This window comes from Pseudomonas sp. TH07 (assembly GCF_016651285.1).
Classification (GTDB): Bacteria; Pseudomonadota; Gammaproteobacteria; order Pseudomonadales; family Pseudomonadaceae; genus Aquipseudomonas.
The window spans coordinates 3,704,490-3,718,218 of the sequence record NZ_JAEKED010000001.1; the positions used below are offsets into that span (position 1 = coordinate 3,704,490).

11 protein-coding genes are annotated in these 13,729 nt (G+C 62.7%); 6 read left to right on the forward strand and 5 right to left on the reverse strand.

What is annotated here, in order from left to right; genetic code table 11:
• Nucleotides 1–338: 338 nt before the first annotated feature.
• Nucleotides 339–1,073 (reverse strand): phosphoadenylyl-sulfate reductase, encoded by a 735-nt coding sequence (locus tag JFU57_RS17280; protein ID WP_020300332.1) that lies wholly within the window; start codon nucleotides 1,071–1,073, stop codon nucleotides 339–341.
• Between the two features lie 174 nt (nucleotides 1,074–1,247).
• Between JFU57_RS17280 and thrH the strand changes: the two genes are divergently transcribed.
• Nucleotides 1,248–1,865 (forward strand): bifunctional phosphoserine phosphatase/homoserine phosphotransferase ThrH, encoded by a 618-nt coding sequence (thrH, locus tag JFU57_RS17285; protein ID WP_020300333.1) that lies wholly within the window; start codon nucleotides 1,248–1,250, stop codon nucleotides 1,863–1,865.
• Between the two features lie 145 nt (nucleotides 1,866–2,010).
• Here the strand turns inward: thrH and pabB are convergent, their stop codons facing one another.
• From pabB to rloA, 4 genes are all read right to left on the reverse strand, one after another.
• Nucleotides 2,011–3,354: an aminodeoxychorismate synthase component I gene (gene pabB / locus JFU57_RS17290; RefSeq protein ID WP_201132137.1), complete on the reverse strand. Its 1,344-nt coding sequence runs from the start codon at nucleotides 3,352–3,354 to the stop codon at nucleotides 2,011–2,013.
• Nucleotides 3,355–3,570: 216 nt separating this feature from the next.
• Complete coding sequence (locus tag JFU57_RS17295; protein ID WP_020300335.1) at nucleotides 3,571–4,557, reverse strand: alpha-L-glutamate ligase-like protein; 987 nt, start codon at nucleotides 4,555–4,557, stop codon at nucleotides 3,571–3,573.
• On the reverse strand, nucleotides 4,557–6,089 hold the full coding sequence (rloB, locus tag JFU57_RS17300) for an osmotic stress tolerance membrane protein RloB (protein WP_201130167.1): 1,533 nt from the start codon (nucleotides 6,087–6,089) through the stop codon (nucleotides 4,557–4,559). The genes JFU57_RS17295 and rloB overlap by 1 nt, the downstream gene beginning before the upstream one ends.
• Nucleotides 6,090–6,094: 5 nt before the next feature.
• Complete coding sequence (gene rloA, locus JFU57_RS17305; protein WP_020300337.1) at nucleotides 6,095–6,631, reverse strand: retropepsin-like aspartic peptidase RloA; 537 nt, start codon at nucleotides 6,629–6,631, stop codon at nucleotides 6,095–6,097.
• A 270-nt stretch (nucleotides 6,632–6,901) separates the two neighbouring features.
• Between rloA and JFU57_RS17310 the strand changes: the two genes are divergently transcribed.
• The 5 genes from JFU57_RS17310 to prpF all read left to right on the forward strand — a co-directional run bounded on the left by JFU57_RS17310 (nucleotide 6,902) and on the right by prpF (nucleotide 13,658).
• Nucleotides 6,902–7,597 carry a GntR family transcriptional regulator gene (locus JFU57_RS17310; RefSeq protein WP_078471138.1) on the forward strand — a complete coding sequence of 232 codons (696 nt, stop codon included), beginning with the start codon at nucleotides 6,902–6,904 and terminating at the stop codon, nucleotides 7,595–7,597.
• 11 nt (nucleotides 7,598–7,608) lie between these two features.
• Nucleotides 7,609–8,505: a methylisocitrate lyase gene (gene prpB / locus JFU57_RS17315; RefSeq protein ID WP_020300339.1), complete on the forward strand. Its 897-nt coding sequence runs from the start codon at nucleotides 7,609–7,611 to the stop codon at nucleotides 8,503–8,505.
• Nucleotides 8,506–8,574: 69 nt separating this feature from the next.
• Entirely contained in the window at nucleotides 8,575–9,702 is a 1,128-nt protein-coding gene (gene prpC / locus JFU57_RS17320; RefSeq protein ID WP_201130169.1) for a bifunctional 2-methylcitrate synthase/citrate synthase, read from the forward strand.
• A gap of 113 nt (nucleotides 9,703–9,815) precedes the next feature.
• Nucleotides 9,816–12,407 carry a Fe/S-dependent 2-methylisocitrate dehydratase AcnD gene (acnD, locus tag JFU57_RS17325; RefSeq protein ID WP_078471141.1) on the forward strand — a complete coding sequence of 864 codons (2,592 nt, stop codon included), beginning with the start codon at nucleotides 9,816–9,818 and terminating at the stop codon, nucleotides 12,405–12,407.
• Between the two features lie 60 nt (nucleotides 12,408–12,467).
• On the forward strand, nucleotides 12,468–13,658 hold the full coding sequence (prpF, locus tag JFU57_RS17330; protein ID WP_020300342.1) for a 2-methylaconitate cis-trans isomerase PrpF: 1,191 nt from the start codon (nucleotides 12,468–12,470) through the stop codon (nucleotides 13,656–13,658).
• Nucleotides 13,659–13,729 lie beyond the last annotated feature (71 nt).

Consider the following 13,729-nt stretch of genomic DNA (forward strand, 5'->3'; position numbering starts at 1 on the left):
TTATCTGTTCAATTTATAACTTTATGAATTTGAACAGTTATAAGTTGACCAATTGAACAGCTATTTATTTTTATAAGTCGTCATACAGCCATCAGCCTTACTTTTAATAAAGCGTTGGATGTAACTTTTATGGGCGGTTTATTGTGAAGTGCATACAGGAATGACACCGATGGTGACATGGAGTGTGTACAGGATTTTGGCCGTGGGCGCTCCGCAACATGGCCGGTGTTCAGCGCGGTCGCGGCGGCCAGGGGAGAGGGGACGTTGCGGAGGGGGCGGGCGGCGCTCTCGCCGGCCTGGGTCGCCGGCTCTTTTCAGGGCCGGCGCCGCCGTGTGAATCAGGCCTTGCTGATGATATTGCCGGCGTGCAGGCCGCACTCTTTTTGCGTGGCTTCTTCCCACCACCAGCGGCCTTCGCGCTCGTGCTGGTTAGGCAGTACCGGGCGGGTGCAGGGTTCACAGCCGATGCTGATGAAGCCGCGCTCGTGCAGGCTGTTGTAGGGCAGTTCGAGCATGCGGATGTAACCCCAGACTTCTTCACTGCTCATCTGGGCTAGCGGGTTGAACTTGTACAGCGGGCGCTCCGGGGTCGAGAACGCGCCGTCGAGTTCCAGTGCCGCCACCTGGCTGCGGGTACCCGGGCTCTGGTCGCGGCGCTGGCCGGTGGCCCAGGCGCTGACGGTGGACAGTTTGCGCCGCAGGGGCTCGATCTTGCGGATGCCGCAGCATTCGCCGTGACCGTCCTTGTAGAAGCTGAACAAGCCCTTTTCCTTGACGAAGGGTTCGAGCTTGCTGTGGTCCGGCGAAATCAGTTCGATCTCGATCTTGTAGTGCTCACGCACCTGATCGATGAAGCGATAGGTCTCCGGGTGCAGGCGCCCGGTGTCGAGGCTGAAGACTTTGACGTTCTTGTTGAGTTTCCAGGCCATGTCCACCAGCACCACGTCTTCGGCGCCGCTGAAGGAGATCCACAGGTCATCGCCGAAATGGGCAAATGCCAGCTTGAGGATGTCCTGGGGGGACTTGTTGGCATAGGTCGCGGCGAGTTCAGCGACGTCGAACGGTTGGCTCATCAGGGCGTTTTCCTACAGGTCGGTGGCGCTGTGCGCTCTATAGGGGGGCGATCTTAACAAAAACCGGCCGGCCCTGGCGCGCTCCTCTGCGTTGCACCTCTCAGGGCGAATCGCTAGAGTTCGCCAGTCCTTTTGCTCGCTCAACTCAATAACCAATACAAATGGGAGTGTCTTGTGGAAATTGCCTGTCTCGATCTGGAAGGTGTGCTGGTCCCGGAAATCTGGATCGCCTTTGCCGAAAAAACCGGGATTGAATCCCTCAAGGCAACCACGCGGGATATTCCCGATTACGACGTGTTGATGAAGCAACGCCTGCGGATTCTCGACGAGCACGGCCTGAAGCTGTCCGACATCCAGGAAGTGATCGCCACCCTCAAGCCGCTCGACGGCGCAGTGGAGTTCGTCAACTGGCTGCGCGAGCGGTTTCAGGTGGTGATTCTCTCTGACACTTTTTACGAGTTCTCGCAGCCGTTGATGCGCCAACTGGGCTTCCCGACGCTGCTCTGCCACCGTCTGATCACGGATGACACAGGGCGGGTCAGCAGCTATCAACTGCGCCAGAAAGACCCCAAGCGTCAATCGGTGCTGGCGTTCAAGAGTCTGTACTACCGGGTGATTGCCGCGGGGGATTCGTACAACGACACCACCATGCTGGGCGAGGCGGATGCGGGGATTCTGTTCCATGCACCGGACAATGTGATCCGCGAGTTCCCGCAATTCCCGGCCGTGCACACTTTTGCCGAGTTGAAGCAGGAGTTCATCAAGGCCTCGAATCGGGCGCTGAGTCTGTAATCGCCGAGGGAATTCCGGCGTCTGTCCCGGCCAGCGTCGCCTTCGGCAGCGGCTACAACGGTGTAGCTGCTGCCGCAGGCGGCGCTGGTGATCTCTGGCAATATTTATCCACCTGACGGCCCACGGCGTTTAGCGGCTGCCGAATTCAAAGGTTTTGCAGGGTTTCCAGCAGGACTCGGACCTTGGTGATGGACTCCTGGTATTCCTCCTCGCAATCCGAATCGGCGACTATTCCGCCGCCGCCCCAGCAGCACACCTGCCCGTCCTTGACCAGCAGGCTGCGGATGGCGATCGAGCTGTCCATTTCCCCGCGTACGTCCAGGTACAGCAATGAACCGCAATACAGGCCGCGCCGGGTCGGTTCCAGCTCGTCGATGATCTGCATCGAGCGGATCTTCGGCGCGCCGGTGATCGAGCCGCCCGGGAAGCTGCCGGCAATCAGGTCCAGGGCATCTTTGCCCGTGGCCAGCTCACCGGTAACGCTGCTCACCAGGTGATGCACATTGGGGTAGCTCTCGAGGCTGAACAACTCCGGAACGCGCACCGAGCCGAGCCGGCAGGTGCGCCCCAGGTCATTGCGCAGCAGGTCGACGATCATCAGGTTTTCCGCACGGTCCTTGGGGCTGGCCAGCAGTTCGGCGGCGTTGGCCGCGTCTTCGCTGGCGTCCTGGCTGCGGGGTCGGGTGCCTTTGATCGGGCGGGTCTCGACCTGGCCCTGGCTGACTTTGACAAAGCGCTCCGGCGACAGGCTGAGCACCGCGCCGCCATCAGGCAGGCGCTGAAAACCCGAGAACGGCGTCGGGCAGGCCAGGCGCAGTGCGCGGTAAGCGCTCCAGGGGTCGCCCTGGCATCCGGCGCGAAAGCGTTGGGCAAAGTTCACCTGGTAACAATCGCCGGCCTGGATGTACTGCTGGATACGCTGGAACGCCTGGCGGTAGTCCTCGGCGCTGAGGTCGGCGGTCATGGTGCCGGTCAGGGTGAAGCGGTCCACGGTAGGAGACGGCGCTTGGCTGAACAGGTCGATCAAGCGTTGTCGCTGGTCGTCGCCGAGGCTGGGGTGGAACACCAGTTGGCTGCTGGCTTGCTGGTGGTCGCTGATCAGGGCCCAGGGGTACAGGCCCAGGCGTGCGTCCGGCAGATGCAGGTCGTCCGCGGCCTGGCTGGGCAGGCGCTCCAGTCGCCGGCCGAAGTCGTAGCTGAGGTAGCCGATCAAGCCGCCGGCAAAGGGCAGTTGGCAGGGGGCAGGAAGGTCGGCCGGGCCCAGTTGCTGGAGGCTGCTGCGCAGGCGTTGCAGGAACTCGGCCCCGCTTTCACCGGCCTGCACCGTCAATTCAGCCAGGGGCCAGGCGCTGAGCAGGTCGTAGCGACCGCGCTCGGCACTCGGGCGGCCGCTGTCGAGCAGCACGGCCCCCGGGGCATGCTGAATCGCTGCAAAGTAGGCGGCAGGGTCGGCGCGGTAGGGCAGTGGGTGTACGGAACAGGTTGGCATGCGGGGCAGATCAGTCATCGAAGCGCGGCTGGCGATTGTAGTCCTCTGCCAGGGTTGCTCCTAGAGGGATGTCGGCGATTGCGGCGTTCGTGGCGTATTCGGCGTGCGGTGGTTTAAGGAGGGGTGACATTTTTGCGCTGCCTTTGCCAGCCGGCGTCCGAACGCGGCCCGAGCCTTTGGCGGCGGCTACAGAGAGCGGTAGCCGCGGCGACAGGCCTAGCCTTCGACCGGCGGAATATGGCCGAACAGTTCCTGGGCGAATTTCACCCGGTCTTCGACGCTTTCTTCGATGCCGCGTGCCTTCAGCTCTTCCAGGCGCGCCTCGACCGCATGGGTGCGCAAGGTCAGGCCACAGTCGTTGGCGATCTGGATGTTGAGGCCGGGGCGGGCGTTGAGTTCGAGGATCAGCGGGCCTTTTTCCTGGTCCAGGACCATGTCCACGCCGATGTAACCCAGGCCGCACAGCTCGTAGCAGCCCGCCGCGAGCTTCATGAAACCGTCCCAGTAGGGCAGTTGCACGCCGTCCACCGCGTTGGTGGTGTCCGGGTGCTTGGTAATGATGTTGTTCAGCCAGGTGCCGCGCAGGGTCAGGCCGGTGGCCAGGTCGACACCGACGCCGATGGCGCCCTGGTGCAGGTTGGCCTTGCCCCCGGACTGGCGGGTCGGCAGGCGCAGCATGGCCATTACCGGGTAGCCCATGAGCACGATGATGCGGATGTCCGGCACACCCTCGTAGCTGATGCTCTTGAAAATCTGGTCCGGGGTCACCCGGTATTCGATCAGTGCACGGTCGCGGTGGCCGCCCAGGGAATACAGGCCGGTGAGAATGCTGGAGATATGGTGCTCGATCTCCTCGTGGCTGATGATCTTGCCCGACACCGTGCGATAACGGCCCTCGAAACGGTCGGCAATCACGATGATGCCGTCACCGCCGGCGCCCTGGGCCGGCTTGATCACGAAGTCGCTGCGCCCGGCGATGATTTCGTCGAGCTTGTCGATTTCCTTCTCGGTGGAGATCACCCCGTACAGCTCCGGCACATGGATGCCGGCCTTGATCGCCCGTTCCTTGGTGATGATCTTGTCATCCACGATCGGGTACAGGCTGCGCTTGTTGTACTTGAGCACGTAATCGGCGTTACGCCGATTGATGCCCATGATTCCCCGCGCTTCCAGGGCTTTCCAGGTCTTCCACAGGCCGAACATCAGGAGTCAGCCTTGACGAAGGCTTTGAAGCGTACGAGCTCGGTCAGGCGGTAGCCGCGATAGCGACCCATGGCCAGCATGAAGCCCACCAGGATCAGCAGGATCGCCGGGAAGGTGAAGACGAAGTACGTAAGCTCCGGCACGCTCATGATCAAGTGCGCCAGGGAGGCTGCGAACAGCGTGCCGATCGCCACTTTCATGGCATGGCCGCCACCGCGTTCTTCCCAGGTGATCGACAGGCGCTCGATGGTCATGGTCAGGATCACCATCGGGAACAACGCCACCGACAGCCCGCGTTCCAGGCCCAGCTTGTGGCTGAACAGGCTGATGGCGGCAATCAGCACCACCACGAACGTCAGCACCACCGACAGCCGCGGCAGCATCTGCAACTTCAGGTGTTCGAGGTAGGAGCGCAGTGACAGCCCGAGCGCCGTAATCACCGTAAACAGCACGATGCCAAAGCCCAACTGGGTCTCGCGGAAGGCCAGGGCGATCAGCACCGGAGTGAAGGTGCCCAAGGTCTGCAGGCCGATCAGGTTGCGCAGGATCAGGATCACCAGCACGCCAATCGGGATCATCACCATGATCATGAAGGTCTGCTGGGTCTGCAGCGGCAGGCCGTACAGCGAATACTCGAGGAAGTTGGCGTCGGTGTTCTCGTCGGTCAGCTTGGCCAGGCGAATGGCGTTCATTTCGCTGTTGTTGAGGCTGAAGGTGACGTTGGCTTTCTTGCCGCCATCGACGGTGATCAGGTTGTCGTCGCCGGTCCACCACAGCAGGCGGTCGGTGGGCAGGCCTTGTTCACCGGTTTCCGGGTTGAAGTACAGCCAATCGTTGCCATTGAAGCTGCGCAGCCACAGCTCCGGAGTTTGCGGCTGGTCGGCCACCAGGCGGATGGTGTGCACCTTTTCGATCGGTACGTGGGCGATGGACAGCAGCAGTTCGACGACCTTGGCCTTGTGCGGGGTGGACGGGTCGCCGGCCAGCAGCAGTTTCACGTTGTCGTCGTTGAGGTTGTTGACCCGCTTGATGGCTTCGCCAATGAAGGTCTCGACGTCGGCCGAGTGCTGGCGAATAGGTGCGAGCAGGGCTTCGGCAGCGATCTTTTCCGGGCCTTCGACGGCAATGCTGTCACGGAAGGTCGGGCCTTTGACCTTGGCTTTCTCGCCGGTGTAGCGCTTGGTCAGCACCAGGCGGTAGTACAAGGTCTGGTTGCCCTTGGCCCGGCGCGCCGACCAGGTGACCTTGCGGTTGCCATCGACGCGGTTCACCGCGACCCCGTAGTTGTTGGAGATAAAGCTTTCGTTGAGGCTGACGTAATCGCGGCTCAGGGGTGGCACGAACATCTGGATCTTGATCGGGTCCTTGGCGTTGGCGACAAACTCGACCTTGGCGTCGATGTTCCACAGGTCGTCGGTGGCGTCTTCGGTCACCGGAATACCGAGCACGAAAATCTGGTAGGCCGTGATCGAGATACCCAACACCACCAGGATGGCGATCAGGACTTTCAGATGAAGGGTAAGAGAGCGCATTGGAATTACTCTGCGGTTTGAACGTCGATGGCGCAGGCGGGTTTGCCAGCAGCGTATTTAAGACTGGGGTCGACCAGCGCGTCGAAGCGTTTCAGGGCTTCGGAGCCGATCAGCAGCGGGTATTGGAATGCACTGCGGTCGGTCAAGTTCACTTCTATGCTGCGCAGGGCCGTGCCCATGCACACATCAAGGGTAATGACCGGGCGCGAGGTGTATTTCTTGTCGTCTTCGGGATCGATGTCGCCGGCGCGGCGCTTGATCTTGCTGACCCGGGCCAGCGGCCGTTCGATCGGGTGGGAATGGGCGGCATCGATGGCCAGGTAGAAACGCACCCAGGACTCGCCATTACGCTTGAAGCGTTTGATGTCGCGGGCGCTGAGGGAGGCGGTCTTGGCCCCGGTGTCGAGCTTGGCCGCGACTTCCAGGTCGATACCGGCCAGCCTTGCGTATTCATTGAGACCGTATACGGTCTTTTCGGCGGCAGCGCTCACGCCGGGCAGGCACAAGAGGCAGAGCAATAGGGAAAAGGCCTTGAGTCTCATAAATCCTGATGTGTCGCATGGGTTCTTCAGTTCAAGGCGACTGGCATTGCTGCGCAAACTCCCTCGTGTGCCTGCCATATAAAGATGACAGGCAAATGCGGGCGGCATTCTAGCACGCTGGTTTTATGGCGCCAGCGCCGGGGGCGGGCCATTTGAGTTGTTTTGGTGCAAAGGGTTATTAGACGATTGTCGACAATGTCTATATTTCCTTTGACTGTAATGGGGTAATTGGCTAGTTTTTGTCACATTGATTTCAAAGGTGTCGACAATATGCTGGATCAACTCGATCCCCCGGTTCTGCTTCAGGACGATTCCGAGACCTTGTCCGAGAACGTTTTCCGGCGCATCCAGGCGGCGATCGTCAAGGGCGAGATCGCCCCCGGCAGCAAGATCTCCGAACCCGAGCTGGCGCGCACCTACGGCATCAGCCGCGGCCCGTTGCGCGAAGCCATCCATCGCCTCGAAGGGCAGCGCCTGCTGGTACGGGTGCCCCACGTCGGCGCGCGGGTGGTGTCCCTGAGCCACGCCGAGCTGATCGAACTCTACGAAATCCGTGAATCCCTGGAAGGCATGGCCTGCCGCCTGGCGGCGGAGCGCATGACCACCGAGGAAATCGACGAGCTGCGCCGGGTGCTAGATACCCACGAGCGCGATGCGGCTTTCCAGGCCGGCGTCGGCTACTACCAGCAGGAAGGGGATTTCGACTTCCACTATCGGATCATCCAGGGCGCCGGCAACCGCACCCTCACGCAAATGCTCTGTGGCGAGCTGTATCAACTGGTGCGGATGTACCGCATCCAGTTTTCCGCCACGCCCAATCGGCCGCGCCAGGCGTTCGCCGAGCACCACCGTATTCTCGATGCCATCGCCGACCGCGACGGTGAATTGGCCGAGTTACTGATGCGCCGACATATCGGCGCCTCCAAACGCAACATTGCGCGTCACTTTCCAGAGTCCGCGCCCTAGAGAGGTGAGTCATGAGCTCCACTAACAAAAGCACTCCAGGCCAGCGTTTCCGTGAGGCGGTCGCCAGCGAGCACCCCTTGCAAGTGGTCGGCACCATCAACGCCAACCACGCCCTGCTGGCCCAGCGCGCCGGTTTCAAGGCCATCTACCTATCGGGTGGCGGGGTGGCTGCCGGCTCCCTGGGCGTGCCGGACCTGGGCATCACCGGCCTGGATGATGTGTTGACCGACGTGCGCCGCATCACCGACGTCTGCGACCTGCCATTGCTGGTGGACGTGGACACCGGCTTCGGTTCCTCGGCGTTCAACGTGGCGCGCACCGTCAAGTCGATGATCAAGTTCGGCGCGGCGGCGATCCATATCGAAGACCAGGTTGGCGCCAAGCGCTGCGGCCATCGCCCAAACAAGGAAATTGTCTCGCAGCAGGAAATGGTCGACCGCATCAAGGCCGCCGTCGATGCGCGCACCGATGACAGCTTCGTGATCATGGCGCGCACCGACGCCCTGGCGGTCGAAGGCCTGGAATCGGCCCTGGATCGCGCCGCCGCCTGCATCGAAGCCGGCGCCGACATGGTGTTTCCGGAAGCCATCACCGAACTCGAGATGTACCGGATTTTTGCCGATCGGGTGAAGGCGCCGATCCTGGCCAATATCACCGAATTCGGCGCGACCCCGCTCTACACCACCGAGCAGCTCGGCTCCGTGGGCGTGTCCCTGGTGCTGTACCCGCTGTCGGCGTTCCGCGCCATGAACAAGGCGGCGGAAAACGTCTTCACCGCGATCCGTCGCGATGGCACCCAGCAGAACGTGATCGACACCATGCAAACCCGCATGGAGCTGTACGACCGCATCGACTACCACGTCTTCGAGCAAAAACTCGATGCGCTGTTTGCACAGAAAAAAGGTTGATTAGCCAACCACGAACAAACCGTTGATGAAGTTGCCAAGTCCCTAACAAATTCAAGATTGGAGAGAGCAATGGCCGAAGCAAAAGTATTGAGTGGCGCGGGCCTGCGTGGCCAGGTTGCCGGGCAGACCGCACTGTCCACCGTGGGCCAGGCGGGCGCCGGCCTGACCTATCGCGGCTATGACGTGCGTGAACTGGCGGCGGATGCCCAGTTCGAAGAAGTGGCCTACCTGTTGCTGTACGGCGAACTGCCCACCAAGGCCCAACTGGCGGATTACCAGGCCAAGCTGGGCAAGCTGCGCGACCTGCCCCAGGCGCTGAAGGAAGTGCTGGAGCGGATCCCGGCCGACGCCCACCCGATGGACGTGATGCGTACCGGCTGCTCGTTCCTGGGCAATATCGAGCCTGAGAAGGACTTCAGCGCACAGCAGGATGTCACCGACCGCCTGCTGGCCGCATTCCCGGCGATCATGTGCTACTGGTACCGCTTCAGCCACGATGCAAAACGCATCGATTGCGTGAGTGACGAGCCCTCCATCGGCGGCCACTTCCTGCACCTGCTGCATGGCAAGAAGCCTAGCGAGTTGCACGTCAAGGTCATGAACGTGTCGCTGATCCTCTACGCCGAGCACGAATTCAACGCCTCGACCTTTACCGCTCGGGTCTGCGCCTCGACCCTGTCCGACCTGTATTCCTGCGTCACCGCGGCCATCGGCTCGCTGCGCGGCCCGCTGCACGGCGGCGCCAACGAAGCGGCGATGGAGATGATCGAACGCTTCAGCTCGCCACAGGCCGCGGTCGAGGGCACCCTCGGCATGCTCGAGCGCAAGGACAAGATCATGGGCTTCGGTCACGCGATCTATAAGGACAACGATCCGCGCAACGAGGTGATCAAGGGCTGGTCGAAAAAGCTCGCCGACGAAGTAGGCGACAAGGTGCTGTTCCCGGTCTCCGAAGCCATCGACAAGACCATGTGGGAGCAGAAGAAGCTGTTCCCCAACGCCGACTTCTACCATGCCTCGGCGTACCACTTCATGGGCATCCCGACCAAGCTGTTCACGCCGATCTTTGTCTGCTCGCGCCTGACCGGCTGGGCCGCCCACGTGTTCGAGCAGCGGGCCAACAACCGCATCATCCGTCCAAGCGCCGAATACATCGGCGTTGAACAGCGCAAGTTCGTGCCAATCGAGCGTCGCTGACCGGCAGCGTGTCGGCGCTGATATTGAATGAGCCGGGAGTCCCGTGGGGGCAGGCTTCCATTCCATGCAGCGCCGCACGCTTCCTTTGAAACTACCGTGACCGAGTCCTGACGATGAACACTGAATTTCGCAAAACGCTGCCCGGCAGCCGCCTGGATTATTTCGACACCCGCGCGGCGGTCGATCAGATCGCCCCCGGCGCCTATGACAGCCTGCCGTACACCTCGCGGGTGCTGGCGGAAAACCTGGTACGCCGCTGCGATCCGGCAACCTTGAGCGCCTCGCTGCGCCAACTGATCGAACGCAAGAGCGACCTCGACTTCCCCTGGTACCCCGCGCGGGTGGTGTGCCACGACATTCTCGGCCAGACCGCGTTGGTGGACCTGGCTGGCCTGCGCGACGCGATCGCCGACCAGGGCGGTGACCCGGCGCTGGTCAACCCGGTGGTGCCGACCCAGTTGATCGTCGACCATTCCCTGGCGGTCGAGCGCGGCGGCTTCGATCCCGAGGCGTTCGAGAAGAACCGCGCCATCGAAGACCGGCGCAACGAAGACCGTTTCCACTTCATCAACTGGACCAAGAAGGCGTTCAAGAACGTCGACGTGATCCCGCCGGGCAACGGCATCATGCACCAGATCAACCTGGAGAAAATGTCCCCGGTGATCCAGGTGCGCGATGGCGTGGCCTTCCCTGATACCTGCGTCGGCACCGACAGCCATACCCCTCACGTGGATGCCCTGGGGGTGATCGCGATTGGCGTTGGCGGCCTGGAAGCCGAGAGCGTGATGCTTGGGCGAGCGTCGTGGATGCGCCTGCCGGAAATCATCGGCGTCGAGCTGACCGGCAAGCTGCAACCAGGCATCACCGCCACCGACATGGTGCTGGCGCTGACCGAGTTCCTGCGGCAGCAGAAGGTGGTGGGCGCCTGGCTCGAATTCTTTGGTGAAGGTGCGTCGGCCCTGACCCTGGGCGACCGCGCGACCATCTCCAACATGGCCCCGGAATACGGCGCCACTGCAGCGATGTTCTACATCGACCAGCAAACCATCGACTACCTGAAACTCACCGGCCGCGAAGAGCAGCAGGTGCAACTGGTGGAAAGCTACGCCAGGCACACCGGCCTCTGGGCCGAGAGTCTGAAGACCGCGCGTTATGAGCGTGGCCTGCAGTTCGACCTGTCTTCGGTGGTGCGCAACATGGCCGGTCCCAGCAACCCCCATGCACGGGTGGCCACCAGCGACCTGGCAGCCAAGGGCATTGCCGGCCAGTGGGATGACGTGCCGGGGCAGATGCCCGACGGCGCGGTGATCATCGCCGCCATCACCAGTTGCACCAACACCAGCAACCCGCGCAACGTGATCGCCGCCGGCCTGATCGCGCGCAACGCCAACAAGCTGGGCCTGACCCGCAAGCCCTGGGTCAAGTCGTCCCTGGCGCCGGGCTCGAAAACCGTGGCCCTGTACCTGGACGAAGCCGGCCTGACCAAGGAACTGGAGCAACTGGGATTCGGCGTGGTGGCCTTTGCCTGCACTACCTGCAACGGCATGTCCGGGGCCCTGGACCCGGTGATCCAGCAAGAGATCATCGACCGCGACCTGTATGCCACGGCAGTGCTCTCGGGCAACCGCAACTTCGACGGGCGTATCCACCCGTACGCCAAGCAGGCATTCCTCGCCTCGCCGCCGCTGGTGGTGGCCTATGCGATTGCCGGCACCATCCGCTTCGATATCGAGAAGGACGTGCTGGGCCTGGACACCCAGGGCAACGAAGTGCGGCTCAAGGACATCTGGCCCAGCGATGAAGAGATCGACGCGGTGGTCAAGGCCTCGGTCAAGCCGGAGCAGTTCCGCCAGGTGTACATCCCGATGTTCGCCATCCACGAAGACACCGGGCCCAAGGTCGAGCCGCTGTACGACTGGCGCGAGATGAGCACCTACATTCGGCGCCCGCCGTATTGGGAAGGGGCCCTGGCCGGCGCGCGCAGCCTGAGCGGCATGCGCCCGCTGGCGGTGCTGCCGGACAACATCACCACCGACCACCTGTCGCCCTCCAACGCCATCATGCTCGACAGCGCCGCTGGCGAGTACCTGGCGAAAATGGGCCTGCCGGAAGAGGACTTCAACTCCTACGCCACCCACCGTGGCGACCACCTGACCGCCCAGCGCGCGACCTTTGCCAACCCCAAACTGTTCAATGAAATGGTCCAGGAAAACGGCAAGGTCAAGCAGGGTTCCCTGGCGCGGATCGAGCCCGAAGGCCAGGTCACGCGGATGTGGGAAGCCATCGAAACCTACATGCAGCGCAAGCAGCCGCTGATCATCATCGCCGGCGCCGACTACGGCCAGGGTTCGTCCCGCGACTGGGCGGCCAAGGGCGTGCGCCTGGCGGGGGTCGAGGCGATTGCTGCCGAAGGTTTCGAGCGTATCCACCGCACCAACCTGGTGGGCATGGGGGTGTTGCCGCTGGAGTTCCTGCCGGGCACCAACCGCAAGACCCTGGGCATCGACGGCACCGAGACCTTCGACGTGATCGGCGAGCGTACGCCGCGCGCGACCCTGACCCTGGTGATCAACCGGCGTGACGGCGAGCGACTGGAAGTTCCGGTTACCTGCCGCCTCGACACCGCAGAAGAAGTATCGATCTATGAGGCGGGCGGCGTGTTGCAGCGCTTTGCCCAGGATTTCCTCGAATCGGCTACGGCCTAAGTGGCGCGCCGGGGGCCGACTGCAAGGTCGCGCCCCCGGCCTTATCAGGACCAGATTTCCATGGCTTTCGTACCGCAAATCAAGATTCCCGCCACCTACATGCGCGGCGGCACCAGCAAAGGTGTGTTCTTCAACCTGCAGGACCTGCCCGAAGCGGCGCAGTTGCCCGGCGCGGCCCGTGATGCGTTGCTGCTGCGGGTGATCGGCAGCCCCGACCCGTACGACAAGCAGATCGACGGCATGGGCGCGGCGACCTCCAGCACCAGCAAGACGGTGATTCTGTCGAAAAGCATCAAGGCCGATCACGACGTCGATTATCTGTTTGGCCAGGTCGCCATCGACAAGCCCTTCGTCGACTGGAGCGGCAACTGCGGCAACCTGTCGGCGGCGGTCGGTTCCTTCGCCATCAGCAGTGGGCTGGTGGACGCCGCCCGGGTGCCGCAAAACGGCGTGGCCGTGGTGCGTATCTGGCAGGCCAACATTGGCAAGACCATCATCGCCCACGTGCCGATCACCGACGGTGCGGTACAGGAAACCGGTGATTTTGAACTCGACGGCGTGACCTTTCCCGCCGCCGAAGTGCAATTGGAGTTCATGGACCCGGCGGCCGAGGAAGAGGGCGCGGGCGGTTCGATGTTCCCCACCGGCAACCTGGTTGACGACCTCGAAGTGCCGGGTGTCGGCACGTTCAAGGCGACCATGATCAACGCCGGGATCCCGACCATCTTTATCAATGCGCAAGACCTGGGTTACCAGGGCACCGAACTGCAGGGCCAGATCAACGGCGATCCCAAGGCGCTGGCGATGTTCGAGACCATCCGCGCCCACGGCGCCCTGCGCATGGGGCTGATCCAGCACCTGGATCAAGCCGCTACGCGCCAGCACACACCCAAGGTGGCCTTTGTCGCGCCGCCGGCCGACTACACCGCGTCCAGCGGCAAGGCGGTCAAAGTCGGTGATGTCGACTTGCTGGTGCGGGCGTTGTCCATGGGCAAGCTGCACCACGCGATGATGGGCACTGCGGCAGTGGCCATCGGCACGGCGGCAGCGATTCCCGGCACCCTGGTCAATCTCGCGGCCGGTGGCGGTGCGCGCAGCGCGGTGCGTTTCGGCCACCCCTCGGGCACCCTGCGGGTCGGCGCCGAAGCCAGCCAGGCCAATGGCGAGTGGACGGTGGTCAAGGCCATCATGAGCCGCAGCGCCCGGGTGCTGATGGAAGGCTGGGTGCGGGTGCCGGGCGACAGTTTCTAAGAGCAGAGGAGTTTGGATGGGGGGCGCTTGCCGTGGCGAGGGAGCTTGCTCCCGCTCGGCCGCGCAGCGGT

Coding starts and splice junctions, on each gene's coding strand:
- JFU57_RS17280 (WP_020300332.1), bottom strand. CDS start 1,073: ATGAGCCAACCGTTCGACGTCGCTGAACTCGCCGCGACCTATGCCAAC.
- pabB (WP_201132137.1), bottom strand. CDS start 3,354: ATGCCAACCTGTTCCGTACACCCACTGCCCTACCGCGCCGACCCTGCC.
- JFU57_RS17295 (WP_020300335.1), bottom strand. CDS start 4,557: ATGTTCGGCCTGTGGAAGACCTGGAAAGCCCTGGAAGCGCGGGGAATC.
- rloB (WP_201130167.1), bottom strand. CDS start 6,089: ATGCGCTCTCTTACCCTTCATCTGAAAGTCCTGATCGCCATCCTGGTG.
- rloA (WP_020300337.1), bottom strand. CDS start 6,631: ATGAGACTCAAGGCCTTTTCCCTATTGCTCTGCCTCTTGTGCCTGCCC.
- JFU57_RS17310 (WP_078471138.1), top strand. CDS start 6,902: ATGCTGGATCAACTCGATCCCCCGGTTCTGCTTCAGGACGATTCCGAG.
- prpB (WP_020300339.1), top strand. CDS start 7,609: ATGAGCTCCACTAACAAAAGCACTCCAGGCCAGCGTTTCCGTGAGGCG.
- prpC (WP_201130169.1), top strand. CDS start 8,575: ATGGCCGAAGCAAAAGTATTGAGTGGCGCGGGCCTGCGTGGCCAGGTT.
- acnD (WP_078471141.1), top strand. CDS start 9,816: ATGAACACTGAATTTCGCAAAACGCTGCCCGGCAGCCGCCTGGATTAT.
- prpF (WP_020300342.1), top strand. CDS start 12,468: ATGGCTTTCGTACCGCAAATCAAGATTCCCGCCACCTACATGCGCGGC.